Here is a 19,037-nt window from a genome sequence, read left to right as displayed (position 1 = left end):
TGCTGTAAATTTAATTTTAAGATTATTTTAAATAGTCAATAGATTGCGTTTGGAGGAGGCTTTAAATGAATACTATATTGCTAATTACTATTATTGGCTACATTTTGTTAATGATTGTAGCTGGAACACTTTTAGGTAGGAAAAAAATAAAAAATACTGAAGATTATATGTTAGCAGGCCGTTCATTACCAAACGTAGTGTTGGTCGGTACATTATTAGCTACTTTTGTAGGATCGGGAACGGTAATTGGGGGAGCTAGCTTCATTTATCAACAAGGGCCATTAGCTGGCATACTCTATTTTGCTGGAGTACCTATAGGAATTATTATTTTGTATTTTATTGCTGGAAAAACGTGGTTGATTTCTAAATATACAATTCCACAAATTCTTGAATTAAAATATGGAAAATTAACAAGGACAAATTCCTCAATATTTATCATTCTTGCTTATATTGGAATTGCTTCATACCAATTTACTGGCGGGGGCTACATATTAAATTTGACAACAGGTATTTCTGTTGAAGCTGGTACGATTATTACTGCAGTGGTTGTAATTTTCCTAGCAACTATTGGCGGTATGTTTTCAGTTGCCTATACAGACTTTTTAAGTTCATTACTTATTTTAATAGGATTTATTCTAGGATTATTTTACTTAACTACTAACGTTATTAGCTTTGATAGTATAGTAAGTTCATTACCAGAGTCACATTTTAATTGGACTGGAAACTTAACCATTCCACAAATGTTAGGATACTTTTTCCCGTTATTTTTACTAGTTTTAGCAGATCAAAATATGTATCAGCGACTTGCATCAGCAAAAGATACAAAAACTGCAAGACGTTCTACAATAGGTTTCTTCATTTCAGCAATTGTTGTATTTGGTCTTGTTATTTTATTAACAATAGGTTCCTATGCTTTATTTAATGATATAGAACCAGATACAGCTATTCTGCAGCTTGCCTATAACGGAGGACTGCCGGTTATTGTAGGAGCGTTAATTTTAACAGCTGCAGTTTCATTTTTAATAACAACAGGTAATTCTTACTTATTATCAGCAGCTGGAAATATTGCCTATGATATTGTTCAAAGGTTAAAACCCGGAATATCAGATAAGAGTTTACTAAAAATTAATAGATTTTCTGTACTAGGTCTTGGAGTAATCGCCTATGTACTAGGAGCATTCTTCCCGGATGTCCTATCAATTCAAATGTATTCTTATACGATGTATGGTGCTGCTTTAACACCTGCTATATTAGCTAGTTTTCTTTGGAAACGCGCAAACGGACCTGGTGCTTTAGCATCGATTATCACTGGAGGTGTGGCAACTCTTGTTTGGGAGTTAGTTTTAAATAAGCCAATGGGCTGGAATAGTGTTCTAATCGCATTGCCATTGTCTATCATTACACTTGTTGTAGTTAGTTTATTAACACCAAAATATACAGTTCAAATTGAACAAGACAAATAAATCAATTAAAAGGAGAGGTATAATGACTAATCAAAGAGTAAAAAAGCTTCGAGAATTTATGACAGAGAATAATCTTCAAGTTGCAATTGTAATGAGTCCTGACTATCAATTTTATTTAACGGGCTTTCGTGCTTTAATCTATTCAAGACCTATTATATGCTTAATTACTCTTGAACAATGTAGTTTAATAGTACCAGGACTAGAAGAATCTCATGCCAAAGGACATGCTAATGTTGATAGAATTCTGCCATATTATGAACACCCTGAGAAAGCAAACATAGCGAAAACATATTTAGAAGTATTGGAAAAGGAGTTAAAAGCTCAAGAAGTTAGTGCAGTTGGAGTTGACATGAATTTTACACCTGGGAAAATAATTAATGAAATTAAAAATGTTAAGTCAACGGTAATAGATATAAGTGGACAGATAGAAAAAATGAGATCAATAAAAGATAATGAGGAAATAGCAGCAATGATTGAGGCAGGAAAGCTTGTTAATTTAGGTGTTAGTGAAACACTGAAGGCCTGCAAGGTTGGTACCACAGAATTGGAAATAGACGCCATTGGGAATCAAGTTATTTATCGTATAGCATCAGAGAATTATCCAAATGCTACTTTAGATTTACTCGTAATGACTCCTTCTGGACCTGAGCGCAGTATTTTACCACATGTTTATTCTAATACGCGTAAAATTAAGCAAGGTGATGTCATTATTCACACAAGACAAGTCTCGTTAAATGGCTATCGGGCTGAATTAGAACGGACTGTCATTATGGGAGAGCCTACGAAACAACAAGCACATGCATTTTTAGCTATGCAAAAAGCACAGCAAGCTGCATTGGATTTTATTAAACCGGGTATAAAAGCATCAGAAGTTGATGCTGTTGCAAGGGACATTTTAAGGGAAGAAGGCTACGCAGAATATGCAATACATCGTACGGGGCATGCGATTGGTGTTTCACTTCATGAACCGCCATATCTTTCTTACGATAATGACCTTGTTCTTGAAGAAGGTATGGCATATACAATTGAACCAGGAATTTATATCCCGGGATTGGGTGGATTTAGACACTCTGACACCGTTATCTTGAAAAAGGATGGAAATTTACTAATCACTGATTATCCACGAGACTTAAATGATTTAATTTTTTAAAATATCAACTTGTTAAATATTAAAAATTAGTTTTAATTAATCAAAGTATAAGAAGAAGACCCAAAAGTTTAGCTTCAGAGAATTAATAAGTGAGTAAAAATCTGCACATTTTTTTAAAATGTGCAGATTTTTTATCTTTAGTCTAAACTTGTTGACTGGAATGGAAGAGGTGAGTTCAGCTGATACGCTTTAATGCAGAGTAAAACTTGAACTTCTTGATAATGCTATAAAGGTTAAAAATACCATATCTTATGGCAACCCCTTTGTAATCAGTATCCGGTTGATCCGATTTAGCGAAGAAGGAGGCTCAAACTACTCCTACATTCTGTCATAGAAAACTATAGTAAACTTGTGGAAGGTATTGTAAATAGTAATATCAAATAAGATATAATGAAAATAATCAATTGATTAGGATGAAGGAGAGTTGTAGATGCGTATTTTAGTGTTAGGGGCTGGAGGAATTGGTGGTTATTTTGGCGGACGATTAGTAGAAAAAGGGGAAGATGTTACGTTTCTCGTACGTAGTAGACGCAAAACACAAATCGAGGAAAATGGGTTAAATATCCATAGTATAAATGGAGATTTCTCATGTACCCCTAAATTAATAACAAAAACAGATAATGCAGATTCATTTGATGTCGTGTTATTTTCAACAAAAGCATATCATTTAGAAGAAGCCATCAATGATTTGAAACCATTTGTAGGTGAAAAAACGGTCATTATCCCATTATTAAATGGTGTAGCCCATCTTTCTCCATTACAACAGGAATTCGGTCAGGATAGAGTGATTGGAGGGTTATGCTTTATAGAAACAACACTAAATGAAGGTGGGGACATTGTTCAAACAAGTAAAGCTCATCGACTTCTATTTGGTGAATTTAATCAGACGAAGACGGACCGAGTTGAGAGAATTGCAGAAACATTCAGTGGCACAAAAGCAAGCTTTGTTCTAAGTGACCATATTGTGCAAGATATGTGGCATAAATACTTATTTATTGCGGCTATGTCAGGTGTAACGACACTGATGCGTGCTCCAATCGGACCAATTCGTGAAACCGATGGGGGGCAAGAGTTTATCAAATCATTGCTTGAAGAAATCGCACAGATAATGCGGGCATATGGGGCGCCAGTTGTGGACCATATCGTGGAAGAACATATGAAAACGATGGATAGTCTTTCCTATGATATGAAATCTTCAATGCAACGGGATATGGAAAAAGGTTTACAAATCGAAGGGGAGCATCTACAAGGGTACCTACTAAAATTAGCTACAGAATATAGTGTTGAAACACCATTGTTAAAATCGATATACCAAAATTTAAAGGTATATGAAACGATGCTATCAAAGGGATAAGGGATCTTCGACTTTCTATAAATTAAAGTGGGGGCCGTCAGAGTGGAGACGGCCCCTATGTTACTGTGACCACCGTTTCGTGCCATATATAGTTGCGACATGTAAGGTAGGCAAAAAATATTTATTTGTTAACCTACTTTTTCAGAAGCTAAATAAGCAACTAAAATATAACGTTCAGTGGCGGATGCGAAATCATCAAATGGATAACACGTTGTGACGGTTAGTGTTGCTCTTGGCTTTGGAACGATGACAGTTCGATCATTTTCATCTACAATTCGTACTTTGTAGACAATATATTTAAACTCACCAGCCGAAGTTCGAACAATTAACTCATCTCCTTCACCTATTTCACCAAGTTTTCGAAAAACTGTATCTCGGTGCCCTGAAAGAACGGAATTGTCATTTTCACCAGGCAGTACACTTTCAGCAAAATGCCCAACTCCTCTTGCTAATTCATCTTCATTTGTTCCGTGGTAAATCGGGAGTTTTGCATCTAATTTCGGAATATATAGCTCGCCAATTTCCTCTCCAATTTCTGGACGTGTAGGATATAACGCTTGTCCGGGTTCATTGTTTTTGGACTGTTTCTTATCTATTACTTGCTCACTAAGAGAACCAGTTTTAACAACAATGTTCCCGTTGACAAACTTATAAATATTGACTGTAGAAAAACACGTGCCAAATATAATAACACCTATTGAAAACAAAACAAATACTAATCGTTTTTTATGGTTCTTTTGCCTATTATTGAAGGCTTCCAACTTAAGAAGTCCGAACCTTTCCATACATGAAAATTCCGAGCATTACAATGAATAGACCAAATAGTGCATTCGGTATATAATCAGAAGCTGTTTTAGGAAGCTTTCCACCTTTAACGGTGTGATACTCTTCCGCTAATGTTTGAGTAGTATTAATTTGTTTTTTAGGTTGTACTACAGGTGGTTGTTCAACGGCACTGTCCACAATTTGTTCCCCTAAGTCAGTAACCAGTCCAGAATTAATAAATTCTTCCGTAATTATAAGGTCTCCCAAGAATTGTCCTTCTGAACTGTAAAATGCTACTTTCAAATCAGTACCTTCTAATACTTCCATTTTCATTAAGTCCATTAAAGAGATAGGAGTCTCAATAGCATCATTTACTAAACTATAGGAAGCCTTTAATTGAAGAATTGAAAAGATTTTTTCAAGAATGGACAAACTCATTTCCATTTGCTCTACAGTTGGCTGGCTATTCATATCGCTTTCAAGAGCTATTAGTTCATAGTTTAATTGTTCAAGAAGTTCGAGTGTTTCTGGATTAGAAAAATGATCTTCTAAGGATATTAGATGATTCTCAAATCGTTTCAGCTCTTCATCCGTCAAATCGATTTCTTGAAATAGTGGAAGTAGATCTTCAGTTAGATATTCAAACATGACAGACAGGTCATTCCCAACATATTTCCAAACAGTATTGTCGAGGTCATCAATATATATATAATCGTTGATGTTTTCATCATTTGATTCTAATAAGTTGAATAATTCTTGTTGACTTAAACCATAATTTTCCACAAAGTAATCTAAATTACTATAGTCAGCTTGGATGACTTCGCCTAAGAAATCACTTAGCTGTTCCACAGATTCAAAATCTTCTAGGTTACTCTCATAAATAGCAAGACTATTTACTACATTATCCCTTGTCACATTATATCCTCTTTGATCACTAACATCGGCTAAATAATCAATAAGATTTTGTTCAAAATTCGGATCACGTTCAAACGTGCCATCTTCTGTATAAAAGTAAACCGCTGTATCGAGATCATCTAAGAAAATATAATCACTTAGTTGTTCACCATTTTCTTTTAACAATTGAACGAGACTTTCTTCAGTTAGTTCATATTGCTCGTAAATGGAATCTACGTTACTATAATCAGCTTTAATTATTTCACCAAGAAATTGAGACAACTCTTCAACAGTATTATAGTTTTCAAGACTGTCTTCATAATAGGACAGTGACAATGCTATATCCTCTTTTGTTACTTCAAATCCTCTTTCATTGCTTACTTGTTCTAAGTAGTTTATTAAATCTTGTTCAAAATTAGTGTCTTGTGCAGCCATTGTTATTTGCGGAAATAAGGCAATTAGCAATGAAAATGATAATAAAAATGTACCCAGTTTTTTCATATAATTCTCCAGTTCTATTAATTTTATATTACTAGAGTATTATAATTTGACAACAAAAACTTAACAATATAGAGATAAATTTACCATTTTTGGTTATTTAGATAGAGAGTTTTGGCAGAGTACATTTAACGTTAATCCTCTTTTCATTGAATCATTTAGTGAGCTTTCACTTTTTTGAATAATTATCTTTTAAGATTATTCAATTATAAGAAATTAAATAAGTTCCAATTGTAGTCCATTTTAAGAATGGCAAAATAGTGCAGGTAATTATACGGACATAAAGATTATAAGAGTAACTTGCATCATCGAGTTAATGTATAGGAAATGTTTTACAATTTGTGGTTTTAATTGATAAAATTACTATAGCATTAAATATACATAGAACCTTTAGGACCGGGGGAAGTCTTTTTGAAAAAACACTATTTTTCTTATAGTTTAATATTCATTTTATTAGTAACTATGGTTTCGGGTTGCTCTAATTCCAGTATCGCTACTATTCAAGTTAATTCCAATTCAGAACATATGGAAACGCTTGAAGACTTAAATCTAGGAGTGCTGTTTGATTTTGATTTCAAGCTAAATGAAGCAGACAAAACATGGGTCAATATTTGGATAGAAAAGTACGAGGATGGAAAAAAAGTAGATGAGCCACTTGAACAATTATCATATGGGTTAAGCATAAATAAAGTAGATGAAGGAAATCTTTTATTTGGCATGATAAATCCTGATAAAGAAGTAAGATCTATATTTCTTTCTGCACCAAATGTAAGCACAGGTCCAAAAATAATCGAAAATTTAAAATCTCCTGATTCATTTGAAGCATGGGATTATGCAATTGGAGACGAAAAACTAGAATTAAAATATGGCAAAACTTACTTATTAGCAGTGTATCGACAATCAAAAGGCAGTGAAGTTCGCACAGGATATGATTATCAAAACGAACAAGAACTACAGGATCTAATCAATGAACATAACATTGTTTGTTTATTAAAAATTAAACTAGAAGAGGATAAACAGTACTAGGTTGTAACATTCATTTGGAGGAAAGATAAATGACCATTGCAGTATTAGGAAGTATTTTTTTGTGGATTATTAGTTTGCTAATTTTGTATTTCGTCATTTCTTCAGCAGTAAAGGATGGAATTGATAAATCTGAGGTTGGTCAAATAATAATAAATAAGTATGGTGATAAAGAAAAAATAGTTCCAATTAGTGATGAAGAAATTGAAAAGGAATTGGAAGACGAATTTAAAAAATAGACATTCCCCTAATAATTGAAAAATGAGTAAGAAATAAATCTATTGATCAATTTATATGAAATATTTTTAAGCATTTAATAGATGTTTTTTTAGTTCAACTTCGATTAAAAACTAAAGGGCAAGTATAGTGGATAAAGTGAGGTGTTAAAAGTAGTGTAAATGATATGAAAATCCAATAAACATTACTGTATCAATGTTTATTGGATTTTTAAAAGATAGGTTATGACCCTTCATTGTCGAATTGAGATAATAGAAGATGACATTTTTATTCTTTTAATTGATTAGATAATTCATCTATTGCCATTGAATTTCCAAGAGCTGAATAATCTAACCAAGGTTGGTCTGAAACAACAAAAATTTGGTCTTTTTGCACAGCTTCTAGGGATTGCCATACTGATGACGCCGTTAGTTGATCATATACTTTTTGGGCTTCTTCATCGTTATTTACTACAACAAAAATTATATCAGCATCAAAATCACCAATAACTTCTTTTGAAATTACTTGATAGGGTTCTTCTGTACCCAATTCAACGATACCATTAGCCGGTTCAAGATCTAAGTCTTCAAAAAGAATCGGTCCCATTGGACGAGCAGTTGAAAATACTCGTAATTCTTTATTAGTTACACGGATCGCCATGGCTGTAGCATTTTCACCAAACTGTTCATCAAGTTTTGCTTTTATTTCTTCTGTTTTCTTCTCATAATCTGAAATAAATTGTTCTGCCTTTTGTTCTTTATTGAAATTTTGACCGAGTAATGTTAAATGATCACGCCAAGTACCTTCATCTAAATCAAATAATTGAACGGGTGCGATATCTTCATAGTCAGCTAAATTTGCTGTTGCAAATTCTTCATCTGCTACAATTACATCTGGCTTAGAAACAAGTAATGCTTCCATATCCACTTCTTTTGCAGGGCCATATTTTACAGCATCTTTTAAGTAAGGTGCGGATTGTGGCAGGAAATCGCCTAATGAGCCACCAACTACGGAGCCGACTGGAATAATATCCAATGCAATTAAATCATTTGTTAAATGAATTGATAAGGAAGCTATACGTTGTTCAGTAGCTGCTTCTGTTGTACTGTCAGATGTCACTTCATTTGTTGTTGTTTCATTTCCACAAGCACCTAAAAATACTGCTAATAGAGTAAAAGATGCAGGCAAGAACCATTTTTTCATATTGTTATACACTCCTATTGTTTTTTAATAATAAAAAAATAAAATAAGGACCTCCAATGAAGGCTACAAATATACCAGCTGGAATTGGATTTGCTTCAAATAACGAACGCCCAATTGTATCGGATAGCAATAAAATAATTGATCCTAGTATGGCAGATAAAGGGAGAGTGAGGCGATAATCACTACCAACTAATTGTCTTGCCAAATGGGGAGCTAGTAGACCTAAAAAACTAATATTACCAACCATGGCAACCGAACCGCTTGAAAGCAAAACGGCTAATAGCAAAGCGTTATTTTTTATGTACTTTACGCTAATTCCAGTTGTTTGGGCAAATTCATCCCCAACCTGTAAAAGGTTTAATGGGTGCGCTAAACGGTATGCAAGCAAACTAAATATAGCAACCCATGGAAGTATAATGGATACATGAATCCAGTCGCGAGCCCAAATGTTTCCAAGTAACCAACTAGCTGCGAAAGAATAAGTTTCATCGCTTAAACGTAATGATAAAAACAATGTAATTGCATTAAACAGTGCTGATACTGCAATACCAATTAAAATCAATTTATTAGTATTAATGGTGCGATTTTTAGACTTTGCTAAGTAAACAATCAAAATAGCAGCCAAAATACCACCGATAAAAGCAAAGAATGGTATTAACATTTCAGCATATAAAAAGGATTGACTAAAAAAGCTCATAAATATAATTAGCCCAAATGAAGCACCTGCATGGAGACCTAATAAGCCAGTATCCGCTAAATGATTGCCAGTATAAGATTGTAGTAATGATCCAGCCACTGCTATACCAGCACCACCAACTAAGGCTATTAAAATACGTGGCAATCGATACTCAAACAATACGAGTATACTATTATCGCTGCCATGACCAACTAAAGTATTGGCCACTTCTAATAAAGAAAGATGGTAGCTTCCTAAGTTGATTGAAAAGAGAAATGTTAGAAAAACCAATAATAAAGTGACTAATATGTATAAAAGTAATGAGTTTCTTCTCTTTGGTGCCACTTAAATTCCCTCCATTTTCTTTGCAACAATTAGAAAGAATGGCACACCTATAAAGGCAATTAAAATTCCTAATGCAAGTTCTTTCGGTGCAAAAATTATACGGGCTAATAAATCAGCCATTACTACAAGTGTACTCCCCAATAAAGCACTTGCAGGGATAATCCAGCGATAATCATGTCCAACAAATTTACGTGCAACATGAGGAATAATTAGACCAACAAAACTAATTGATCCTGCAACTGCAACTCCGGCACCACCAAGCAAAACTACAAGTCCCATACTTGAAAATAATAAAAACCTAATATTAATACCTAAACTTGATGCCATTTCTTGCCCTGCACCAATAATGGTTAATTGCTTACCCAGTAAGATTGCAACAAAAACTGCTATTATAACAATAGTAATAAATATTGGAAGCTGTCCCCATGTAACTCCTGCAACACCCCCTGCATACCAAAATGCCAAATCTCGATTTAAATCAAAAAAAATGGCAATACCAGAACTAATTGCATGCAAAAATGCAGCAATTACTGCTCCGGCTATTGTAAAAGTCAATGGGGATAAATTGCCACGAGCTACGAGACCGATTGAAAAAACAAGGATAGTTGATAGAGTTGCTCCAACGAAAGAAAAGAACGTAAGCCATCCGTATGAAATTGCAGGATAGAACGCAAAACAGATTGTCACAAACAGTACAGCACCACCATTGATTCCTAAGATACCAATATCAGCTAGTGAATTACGTGTTACAGCCTGAATAATTGATCCAGCCACTGCAAATGCCATCCCGACAAATGCTGCACCTAAAACCCTAGGTAAACGAATTTCATAAATAATTTGGTGCAGATTATTATTAGCATCAAAATGAAAAATCGATGTCCACATTGTCATAAAGGATATATCTTTAGCTCCTAAACTAATTGCTAATATTATAGAAGCTAAGCTTCCGAGAAAAAGTAGAATTATCGTACGCCATTTGTGCCAAGTTGTCATATATTCACCTCTTATAGACTAGTGTTATAGGATAGACAAATTGGCTTTCCTGTGTACGGGTCTTTACTGATGACGGCATCAATTTGAAAGACGTGCTTTAAATTAGTTGTCGTCATGACTTCTTCAACCGTTCCAGCTTTTATGATTTGCCCAGAATTCATCGAAATCATGTAATCTGAAAAACGCGCTGCCAAATTTAGATCATGTAACACCATAACAATTGTACGATTTTCTTCTTCATTCAATTGTTTAAGAAATTTCATTAGCTCAAGTTGGTGTGCCAAGTCTAAATAGGTTGTTGGTTCATCTAAATAAATAATATCTGTTTGTTGGGCTAATGCTAAGGCAATCCAAACACGTTGGCGCTGTCCACCCGAGAGAGAATCAACAGTAGCGTTTTCTACGTCGTTTAACTTTGTTTTTGAAATAGCCCAGTCTATAATTTCTCGGTCTTGAGAACTTAATATCCCAAAGTTTCCCTGATGAGGATATCGACCGTAAGCAACAAGTTCACGTACAGTTATTTGAGCAGGTGTAATTTGTGACTGAGGAAGTAAAGCCATTTTTTTCGCCAATTCCTTTGTCTTATATGAGTTCAACGCTTGACCATCTAATAAAATTTGCCCCTTTGAATACGGTAATATTTTTGTTAAAGCTTTTAGCAAAGTTGATTTGCCACAACCATTTGGTCCGATAATGGTTGATATACTTTTATCTGGGATATGTAACAATAGGTCTTTAAGAATGATTTTTTTATCATACTTCACCTCTATTGTATTTGCAGAAACTCGGAACATTTGCTTATCTCCTCTATATGATAATAATTATCATTATCAATTAGTGATTCTATTCTACTTTAATTCAAAAGTCAACGCAACTTCTAAATAAAGATTATAAAATATAGCCCGTTTAATATTTGGAATGGATATTTATGTTAAAAAGTGAGCGGGATTATGAAATAATATTAATTAAAAGCGCTGTACAAAGAGTTGCGCGGGAGAGAATATTAGAAGTCTAATAATATGATGAAAATGGAGGACTAGTATTGAATACGAACGAAAAGGCACTGGAACTATTTGAAAAAAATGAATATGAGGCAGCCATTAAGCTATTTCACGAGGCGGTCGAAGAATCAAGAAATATTCAGTCTCTTAATAATCTTGCTTGGATTTATTTCTATGAAGAAGAAAATGATGAAAAAGCCCTTGAATTAATTAAAGAAGTTATTAACATGAATCCAGCCTCGTATTTCCCTTATAACTTATTAGGAGAGATTTACATTGGACAAGAAAAATGGAACTTAGCTTCAAGTGCCTTAATGAAATCCCTTTCAATCCAACCATCTAATGAAGCATATCATAATTTAGCTGTAGTAAAGTATAAGCTAGGTGACGTAAAGGAAGCTTCAGACCTTTTCCTGCGTGTTGCAGGAGATTCAGATGTTGTAATGTATGCTCATGTTAAATGTCTGATTGACCTTGGTTTGAAAACAGAGGCGAGAAAGAAGCTAAATGCGTTTAATGTAGAAGCAGATGATTATGTAGGAGACATCGAGGTTGCGGATTTATATGTGGAATTAGAGTGTTTTACAGAAGCCACCTATTGGTTTGAAAAAGGCTATAATGATTACGCCAAAATGCCTGATTGGATCAGTAGGTTTATTTATGCACTGTATAAAACAAACAATATTCAACGAATTCATGAAGTAATAGATAATGTTATTCATCAAAAAGACAAAGAAATCAAAGAAACTTATGAAGAAGAATGTGATGAAGATTGGACGGAAAAAGATAAAGAGGAATATCTTGAACGGTTATTTGCGGAGAAAAGCAACTATGAAAATATGGCTGAGCGAATATTAACTGGATATATCCCCGAGATAGATTTTGAGCCTATAACAACTGGAGCCTGTTATTTGTTTGGATGTAAACGGCATAATCATCCTGAATACAAAGAGTAAACAGAGTAATTGATGATTTAGGAATTATAATGTCAAAAGTGGATTGATTGTGAAGGAAGACTATACAGTTATGTGAGAAGAGCTAGGACAGAAAATGTTCTAGCTCTTTATAAACAGTTGAATTGTCAGGGGGGATGTTTAATGCCAAAATTAATAGGTTATAATATTAATAGTTATATTAAAAAAGAAACTAGGTGACCTATTGAAAGCATATATTCTAAAATTTTCATTCCAGCACATTCAGCCAGAAGTTTGGCGTCGAGTGATTATACCTGCAGGTGCTACATTTAATCGATTACACGAAACGATTCAGTATGTAACAAACTTTCAGAGTGAATTAGAGCCCTATCATAGCTTCGGAATTGAAATTGAAGACATTTTTATTACTAACAATGAAGAGTTTCTAAAAGAATATAAAACACAATTGTTTAAAGGTTTAAAGGTAAAACAGCCAGCTCGAATTAAAATCGATCAATATATAGAAAAGCATGGTGAATTCTTATATAACTATGATTTTGGGGATGGCTGGTATATTCAAATAGTACTGGAAGATATAGTAGATGACTATTATTTTGGATATCCAACACTTATTGCAGGGGAAGGTATAGCACCACCTGAGGATGTTGGTGGTCCACGAGGATATGAAGAGTTTCTAAAAATTTATCATAATCCTTTCCATCCAGAGTATTTATCGACATATGCATGGGCGGAATCCATGCATTATTTCCTACTTGATATTGATAATGCTAACGAACTATTGAAGCATGTAAAATTTAAGAAAACAGAATGGGAGCATATTGATCATGAAAATTATTATGTGCTCTTAGATAAATACCGCGGCTCAGATTTTGTAGATGTAGAAGCTCTCCATAATAAAGACTTAATTATTCAATATGCAGTCGCATGTACAAATTTATATGGGGTAATAGAATACCCAATGTTTCTAAAAATATATAATTCACAAAATAAATCATCCTTATCGAGTAAGGAACTGCGGGCATTAATTACAACTTCGGAGTATAAAAAACAATTAGAAAAACAATTTGTGTTTGTGCAACAACAAGCATTTGTCCACGAGGCGATAGAATATCTTGGGGGTTACAAAGCCTTTTTAAGAGGAGTGAGTGGGAAGCCATGCTACGTACCTGCAAAAGAGGAATTATTACGTTATACAGATGAACTATACTACGAAAAGACAATCCATCAAGAAAAATTAAAAAAGATGTTAGCGAAAGACTTTTTTGGCGGCAGTACATTAATGGCTCAAGAAGAGATTGATGAGCTAGTTGATGAATTACAATCAACAGACGCAGATTTTAATGGCATTGTAAAACGATTTTTAGTACGCTATGAATTTAATGATGTAAAGCAAGCAAACGAATATCTTCAAGTCATCATGAAAATTGCAAACACAACACGTATTTGGGAAAACCGTGGCCATACACCAGAAGAACTCTCAAGAAGACCTAAACCAATTGTAGACGCATCACCATCAATACCACTTCAAGTAATCAACGGTGGAAAAGTAGGCCGAAACGAACCATGCCCATGCGGCAGCGGGAAAAAATACAAGAAATGCTGCGGAAAATAAGTGCTTAGGCACCCAAACAATTGAAAATATTCGTATCGTTTGAAATTACCTATAATAATTTCCTAAGAACGCCCTTTCAAATGAAGGGGGACGCTTTGGGAAGTGGGATGAATGTTTTTTTGAATATACAATGGTTGTTGGAGTTAAATGGTTACAATACCAATTTGGGTAACAGACTCTATTAATGAAAGAAGGGTGAAACATGGATTTGCAGATGGTAATGCAGGAGCTTGAAGCTCTTGGCAAAGAACGAACGAAAAAAATATACATGTCCAATGGTGCTAGAGAGCCACTTTTTGGTGTAGCAACGGGTGCGATGAAACCACTCGCTAAGAAAATAAAAATCAATCAACCGCTCGCAGAACAGCTTTATGCTACTGGCAACTATGATGCCATGTACTTTGCAGGTATTATTGCAGACCCAAAAGCGATGACAGGGTCGGATTATAATCGTTGGATGGATGGGGCTTATTTTTATATGCTGTCAGATTATGTCGTGGCGGTGACTTTAGCAGAAGCAGATATTGCGCAGGACGTTGCTGACAAATGGATTGCAAGTGGTGAGGAACTAAGAATGTCAGGTGGGTGGAGCTGCTATTGTTGGCTTCTAGGGAATCGACCTGATATTGAATTCTCTGAGAGTAAATTAAACAATATGCTTGAAACGGTGGAAAAAACAATACACAATTCACCAGAACGTACAAAGTCTGCTATGAATAATTTTATCCAAACAGTGGGAATCTCCTATGTACCACTCCATGAAAGAGCAGTCGAGATTGCAAAGGCAATAGGTCCAGTAGAAATCAAACGGGAAAATAAAAAAAGCAGTATTCTAAATGCTTTCGAAAGTATTCAAAAAGAAGTCGATCGAGGTAAAATCGGTTTTAAGCGGAAATATGTTCGTTGTTAAAAAACTATCGTCATTTAATATATCAACAGTAAGTATTTTTAGAGTTCTTAAAAAACCAATAGCGGACCTCTTCTTCTCGTACCAATTACTATTACCATTAATTATGCATATAAAGATTGAAAAATTAAAAGAAAAGCATATGAAGTAAAGTTAGTTGAATTGTGGAGGTTGCTTTTGTATGAAACATCTCCAAGTATATTTGTTTAAAAAGTATCAAAAAGGAGGAAAGAAATTGTGAATTTTATTAGAAAACCATTAGGTATAACAGTTATTACAGCTTTACTTATTTGTTTATTTAACTTTACGAACTATGCTTCAATCGCCAATTTTATAGGTGTAGCATTAGTCCTTCTATTCCTTACACTGTTTTTCCATGAATTAGGTCATGTGTTGTTCGGAATAGGAGTTGGCTACCGATTTAACTATTTAACAGTTGGGCCAATAACAATTGAAAATACAGATCGTATACATATTAAACCTAATAATAGTTGGTTTTTATTTGGTGGTGTAGCAAGTTGTACCCCCTTTTCAAAGGATTTAACTTCTATTGCAAAGCAACATAAATGGTTTGCGGCAGGAGGACCGATTTTTTCTCTCGTGGCTGCTATCATTAGTTTGATTATAGGGCGGGCAATGGATGTGCAGTTCGTTACATACTTTGGAATCTTTAATTTAATTATTTTTATCGTCACAATTTTACCTTATAAAGGGGCGTTAAAGTCGGATGGGCGTGTAATATTGGAATTATCTAAAGGGGGAAAAGAAAAGGAGGAATTTTTACTTTCCCTTTTATTACTCAAAGAAATGAATTCGCCAAAACACCCATCAGAATGGTCTGAAGAGCTAATAGAAAGAGCAAAAACTTTACCACCAGCAGATGAAAATGTAGTAGTTGCTTTAATTACTTTTTATTACACTCTTGTAAAAGAAAGTTACGAAAAAGCTTCTGAATTAATTGAACCTTATAAGCAATTACCAGTCACGAAGAAAAATAAGTTTTCATTACAGTTTATAAATCACATACAACAAATTGATTTGATTGTTAAAGGAACTAATAATGGGGAGAAGCTAAAGGAATACCATCAACTTATGAACCCAATGGAGCCAATAAGCTTTAAAAGAAGTGAAGCTATTCTCGCAAAATTAAAAGGAGATAATGAGAAGGCAACTTTAAAATTATCTGAAGTAATGAAAGAAATTCATAAAAGCAAAAAACTATTTGGGTTTTTTTATGCTGAAGAACAGTTAACAAATTTTTTAATAAAAGAGATTAGAGTAGAAGAGTTTGTAGAGCATTGATTTTTGTGATTGATATTTAACAATTAAGTAAATTAACGAGGCGATGCTAAAAAAATGTATCGCCTTTGTTATTCAATTAATAATTGAGTTTAATTTTAATTCCAATGGAACTTTTTAAACTTTATTCAATGGATATTTTTGGGGGTGTAGCAGGATTAACATTCGTTATTAGTTTATTTAGCTCCGTTCTAGAAAAAAACGAGAAAATTAGTAAATAGATATCGTATTTTTACTTCGTTGTAATACTTAAAATTTAATCAGTATACTGTGTTAAAATGTCATTTAACTTTTGTTTCATACAATCTATTAATTTGGCCGGACTTTTAACTAAAGCCTCTTTTCCATAATTGATAAAATAATCGGCAAAAAACTGAATTTCATTTTCTGAGATTTCGTCCTTTATAAAACCAGAGCCATCTTCTCTTATATTTAATTCATCACTTGTCCAGCTTGCCATTTTATATTTTTCAACTCCGTTTTTCGTTAACTCTACATTTAATTGATACGTTATTTTATTTTTATTAAAAATAGTAAAACGGTTATTTAAATTAATACCTGACAAATTAATAGGTGAAGTTTTTTCATCATGTTTGACATATTTTATCCGGTCACATCTAAAGACACGATAATCATTTCTTAAAAAGTCATAAGCTGGACAATACCATTTTCCATTGCTTGCGTAAATTCCAATTGGTTGGATGCTTCTATTTGTTGTTTTTTCGTTAGCTTCATAATCTATGTTAATTACTTTCGGTGCGATTGCAGCCTCTAATAATTGTTTTAAAAATGGGATTTTCTCTTGTTGAACAATAGAGTAAAAATCGACTCGATCCTTCATCTTGTCTATCATATCCCTTATATCTCCAGAAAGATTTAAGTAAAATTTCCTTTTTATTGATTCATATTCAGTATCAAATGGTAGGGAAATGTAGTGTCTTAATGCATGAATCGCAAAAAAGATTGAAATCGCTTCATTTTCACTAAATGCTATTGGAGGCAGAATTCTTTCGTTTAAAACTTGATAACCACCATGAGGACCAGTCTCAGAATATAAAGGAACACCCATCGCACTTAATTCTTGCATATCTCTTAAAATTGTTCTTTTGGAAACACCAAACTCTTGCGCTAATTCCCCAACAGTAAATCTTTTCTTTCGATTCACCATCATAATTAGTTCATTTAATCTTTTAGCTTTAGTCATGAATACCTCCAAAAAAAATTTAATAACAGTGACATTAGTTGTCACTATTATAATATATACTCTTCATTAGAAACAGAAAGAACTAGTACAAAGAATAGGAGGAGTTAGTAATGTATGTGACGATTGCAGACTTTTTAAATGAATGGAATAAGGAAGCATTTTTAACTGAAAAGGTTTTAGAGGGTTTAACGGATGAATCATTAAACCAAAAAGTTTATTCTGAAGGTCGTTCTTTAGGAAGAATTGCGTGGCATTTAACGACGAGTATTCCAGAATATTTAGCACAATTCGGGTTGGAATTTGATGAAGTAGAAAATAAAGAAAGCGTTCCAACATCTGCTAAGGATATTGCTAACATATTTAAAAATACAAGTGCTGTTGCAGCAAAAGCCATCAAAGAACAATGGACAGACGAAGAGTTGAAGCATGTGCAAATAGCATTTGGAAGAGAAGAATCAAATGCGCAAATTTTAATGGGGCTAATAAAGCATATTGTTCACCATCGTGGACAAATAACGGTTTTGATTCGTCAAGCAGGCCTTAAACCTTTTGGAGTTTATGGCCCACCAAAAGAAGATTGGATAGAGTATGGTGAAGAAAATCCACCACTTTAATAAAATGATTTAGACGTGAAATTCAGAGTAATTGATGTCAAATTGAGAAACTAGGAAAGTAAAAGTACTTGCTGCACATAATAAACCATTTCTTTTGAAGAAATGGTTTATTATGATGCTTTTTTATTTGCCAACTTTTGTAGGTATGAAGTTCATCCTGAAAAGAAATTATTATTCAAATCGCAATTTCCCTTTTTTCAAATCTTTATTACATTTTTGTTTACGATATAATATATCTTAAAGTAATTGAGGGGGGAGTAAAATGGCAAGTGTAAATCAAGTAACTTGTGAGATAAGGTCCTATTCTAGGGAATTTAAATCACATCAACATGACTTCGGGCAATTTCTTTTTCCATTACAAGGTTCTTTGGATCTACAAATGAAATGGCAGGAGATAAAGCTTAACTCAGATTATTGCTTTTATCTGCCTCCCAAATGTGATCATAACTACCGATCAATAGATAGGAATGAATTTTTAATTTTAGACATTCCTACACATTATTTGCCAGAAGATACAAGCAGCATGTACTTACGGATGGATAAACAATGGGCTTCTATTCGGTACTTGCTTTTAGAAGAGGCGAAGAATGAGGATAGTAATTCCTCCCTCTATAAATGTTGATATATCAACGGTTTGACCCGTTTTATCTAATAGAAAAAATATTTTTTAAAGAATAATATTTTAGTATTTTACAATACTTCAATTCATTTACAGTTTGAGGATACGCTTCGCTAAAGTTAATTGGTAGTAATTAACTTTCCGTTCCAATATGTGATGCACAATTGGATCTCTGCAATGCTTATGATGACGTACCCTCCCATGTCTCTTGGCGTCTAGCGCATACATTCCTTCGTTCGGTCTATTCATAAGGCAGAGGCTGG

At 33.8% G+C, this 19,037-nt stretch carries 18 protein-coding genes; 11 read left to right on the top strand and 7 right to left on the bottom strand.

Annotated elements, in window-relative coordinates:
* Nucleotides 1–65 precede the first annotated feature (65 nt).
* The 3 genes from EKG35_RS06725 to panE all read left to right on the top strand — a co-directional run bounded on the left by EKG35_RS06725 (nt 66) and on the right by panE (nt 3,967).
* A complete protein-coding gene (locus EKG35_RS06725; protein ID WP_126293675.1) occupies nt 66–1,463 on the top strand; it encodes a sodium:solute symporter family protein in 1,398 nt (465 codons plus the stop codon).
* Between the two features lie 22 nt (nt 1,464–1,485).
* Nucleotides 1,486–2,613: a M24 family metallopeptidase gene (locus tag EKG35_RS06720; protein ID WP_246020237.1), complete on the top strand. Its 1,128-nt coding sequence runs from the start codon at nt 1,486–1,488 to the stop codon at nt 2,611–2,613.
* Nucleotides 2,614–3,043: 430 nt separating this feature from the next.
* Nucleotides 3,044–3,967, top strand: a complete 924-nt coding sequence (panE, locus tag EKG35_RS06715) for a 2-dehydropantoate 2-reductase (protein WP_126293674.1) — start codon at nt 3,044–3,046, stop codon at nt 3,965–3,967.
* Between the two features lie 128 nt (nt 3,968–4,095).
* Here panE and EKG35_RS06710 read toward each other — a convergent pair whose 3' ends face one another.
* Both EKG35_RS06710 and EKG35_RS06705 read right to left on the bottom strand, forming a co-directional pair.
* Nucleotides 4,096–4,674 carry a class D sortase gene (locus EKG35_RS06710; protein WP_246020235.1) on the bottom strand — a complete coding sequence of 193 codons (579 nt, stop codon included), beginning with the start codon at nt 4,672–4,674 and terminating at the stop codon, nt 4,096–4,098.
* Nucleotides 4,675–4,729: 55 nt separating this feature from the next.
* Entirely contained in the window at nt 4,730–6,127 is a 1,398-nt protein-coding gene (locus EKG35_RS06705; RefSeq protein ID WP_126293672.1) for a processed acidic surface protein, read from the bottom strand.
* A 408-nt stretch (nt 6,128–6,535) separates the two neighbouring features.
* On the opposite strand from EKG35_RS06705, the gene EKG35_RS06700 reads away from it, so the two are divergent.
* Together EKG35_RS06700 and EKG35_RS06695 are read left to right on the top strand one after the other, a co-directional pair.
* Nucleotides 6,536–7,150: a hypothetical protein gene (locus tag EKG35_RS06700; RefSeq protein WP_126293671.1), complete on the top strand. Its 615-nt coding sequence runs from the start codon at nt 6,536–6,538 to the stop codon at nt 7,148–7,150.
* 29 nt (nt 7,151–7,179) lie between these two features.
* The gene (locus tag EKG35_RS06695) at nt 7,180–7,386 is read left to right on the top strand and encodes a hypothetical protein (RefSeq protein WP_126293670.1); all 207 of its coding nucleotides are present in this window, start codon (nt 7,180–7,182) and stop codon (nt 7,384–7,386) included.
* A 265-nt stretch (nt 7,387–7,651) separates the two neighbouring features.
* Here the strand turns inward: EKG35_RS06695 and EKG35_RS06690 are convergent, their stop codons facing one another.
* From EKG35_RS06690 to EKG35_RS06675, 4 genes are read right to left on the bottom strand one after another with little or no spacing between them, the layout of a single operon-like run.
* Nucleotides 7,652–8,566 (bottom strand): ABC transporter substrate-binding protein, encoded by a 915-nt coding sequence (locus tag EKG35_RS06690; RefSeq protein WP_126293669.1) that lies wholly within the window; start codon nt 8,564–8,566, stop codon nt 7,652–7,654.
* Nucleotides 8,567–8,570: 4 nt separating this feature from the next.
* Complete coding sequence (locus tag EKG35_RS06685; protein WP_126293668.1) at nt 8,571–9,587, bottom strand: FecCD family ABC transporter permease; 1,017 nt, start codon at nt 9,585–9,587, stop codon at nt 8,571–8,573.
* A complete protein-coding gene (locus tag EKG35_RS06680; protein WP_126293667.1) occupies nt 9,588–10,580 on the bottom strand; it encodes a FecCD family ABC transporter permease in 993 nt (330 codons plus the stop codon).
* 11 nt (nt 10,581–10,591) lie between these two features.
* Nucleotides 10,592–11,377 (bottom strand): ABC transporter ATP-binding protein, encoded by a 786-nt coding sequence (locus EKG35_RS06675; protein ID WP_126293666.1) that lies wholly within the window; start codon nt 11,375–11,377, stop codon nt 10,592–10,594.
* A gap of 248 nt (nt 11,378–11,625) precedes the next feature.
* On the opposite strand from EKG35_RS06675, the gene EKG35_RS06670 reads away from it, so the two are divergent.
* The 4 genes from EKG35_RS06670 to EKG35_RS06655 all read left to right on the top strand — a co-directional run bounded on the left by EKG35_RS06670 (nt 11,626) and on the right by EKG35_RS06655 (nt 16,340).
* A complete protein-coding gene (locus tag EKG35_RS06670; RefSeq protein WP_126293665.1) occupies nt 11,626–12,540 on the top strand; it encodes a tetratricopeptide repeat protein in 915 nt (304 codons plus the stop codon).
* 202 nt (nt 12,541–12,742) lie between these two features.
* On the top strand, nt 12,743–14,131 hold the full coding sequence (locus tag EKG35_RS06665; protein ID WP_126293733.1) for a plasmid pRiA4b ORF-3 family protein: 1,389 nt from the start codon (nt 12,743–12,745) through the stop codon (nt 14,129–14,131).
* A gap of 202 nt (nt 14,132–14,333) precedes the next feature.
* Nucleotides 14,334–15,041 carry a DNA alkylation repair protein gene (locus EKG35_RS06660; protein WP_126293664.1) on the top strand — a complete coding sequence of 236 codons (708 nt, stop codon included), beginning with the start codon at nt 14,334–14,336 and terminating at the stop codon, nt 15,039–15,041.
* A gap of 234 nt (nt 15,042–15,275) precedes the next feature.
* Nucleotides 15,276–16,340 carry a site-2 protease family protein gene (locus EKG35_RS06655; RefSeq protein ID WP_126293663.1) on the top strand — a complete coding sequence of 355 codons (1,065 nt, stop codon included), beginning with the start codon at nt 15,276–15,278 and terminating at the stop codon, nt 16,338–16,340.
* Nucleotides 16,341–16,593: 253 nt separating this feature from the next.
* Here the strand turns inward: EKG35_RS06655 and EKG35_RS06650 are convergent, their stop codons facing one another.
* The gene (locus tag EKG35_RS06650; protein WP_126293662.1) at nt 16,594–17,541 is read right to left on the bottom strand and encodes a helix-turn-helix transcriptional regulator; all 948 of its coding nucleotides are present in this window, start codon (nt 17,539–17,541) and stop codon (nt 16,594–16,596) included.
* A gap of 110 nt (nt 17,542–17,651) precedes the next feature.
* On the opposite strand from EKG35_RS06650, the gene EKG35_RS06645 reads away from it, so the two are divergent.
* Both EKG35_RS06645 and EKG35_RS06640 read left to right on the top strand, forming a co-directional pair.
* Nucleotides 17,652–18,155 (top strand): DinB family protein, encoded by a 504-nt coding sequence (locus EKG35_RS06645; RefSeq protein WP_126293661.1) that lies wholly within the window; start codon nt 17,652–17,654, stop codon nt 18,153–18,155.
* 262 nt (nt 18,156–18,417) lie between these two features.
* On the top strand, nt 18,418–18,777 hold the full coding sequence (locus EKG35_RS06640) for a cupin domain-containing protein (RefSeq protein ID WP_126293660.1): 360 nt from the start codon (nt 18,418–18,420) through the stop codon (nt 18,775–18,777).
* Nucleotides 18,778–19,037: the final 260 nt, after the last annotated feature.

This window comes from Lysinibacillus telephonicus, assembly GCF_003966145.1.
In the GTDB taxonomy this organism is placed as follows: Bacteria; Bacillota; Bacilli; order Bacillales_A; family Planococcaceae; genus Ureibacillus; species Ureibacillus telephonicus.
The sequence above is the reverse complement of the archived record's forward strand: the minus strand, read 5'-3'. Positions and strand labels throughout refer to the sequence as shown.

Coding starts and splice junctions, on each gene's coding strand:
- EKG35_RS06725 (WP_126293675.1), top strand. CDS start 66: ATGAATACTATATTGCTAATTACTATTATTGGCTACATTTTGTTAATG.
- EKG35_RS06720 (WP_246020237.1), top strand. CDS start 1,486: ATGACTAATCAAAGAGTAAAAAAGCTTCGAGAATTTATGACAGAGAAT.
- panE (WP_126293674.1), top strand. CDS start 3,044: ATGCGTATTTTAGTGTTAGGGGCTGGAGGAATTGGTGGTTATTTTGGC.
- EKG35_RS06705 (WP_126293672.1), bottom strand. CDS start 6,127: ATGAAAAAACTGGGTACATTTTTATTATCATTTTCATTGCTAATTGCC.
- EKG35_RS06695 (WP_126293670.1), top strand. CDS start 7,180: ATGACCATTGCAGTATTAGGAAGTATTTTTTTGTGGATTATTAGTTTG.
- EKG35_RS06690 (WP_126293669.1), bottom strand. CDS start 8,566: ATGAAAAAATGGTTCTTGCCTGCATCTTTTACTCTATTAGCAGTATTT.
- EKG35_RS06680 (WP_126293667.1), bottom strand. CDS start 10,580: ATGACAACTTGGCACAAATGGCGTACGATAATTCTACTTTTTCTCGGA.
- EKG35_RS06675 (WP_126293666.1), bottom strand. CDS start 11,377: ATGTTCCGAGTTTCTGCAAATACAATAGAGGTGAAGTATGATAAAAAA.
- EKG35_RS06660 (WP_126293664.1), top strand. CDS start 14,334: ATGGATTTGCAGATGGTAATGCAGGAGCTTGAAGCTCTTGGCAAAGAA.
- EKG35_RS06650 (WP_126293662.1), bottom strand. CDS start 17,541: ATGACTAAAGCTAAAAGATTAAATGAACTAATTATGATGGTGAATCGA.
- EKG35_RS06645 (WP_126293661.1), top strand. CDS start 17,652: ATGTATGTGACGATTGCAGACTTTTTAAATGAATGGAATAAGGAAGCA.
- EKG35_RS06640 (WP_126293660.1), top strand. CDS start 18,418: ATGGCAAGTGTAAATCAAGTAACTTGTGAGATAAGGTCCTATTCTAGG.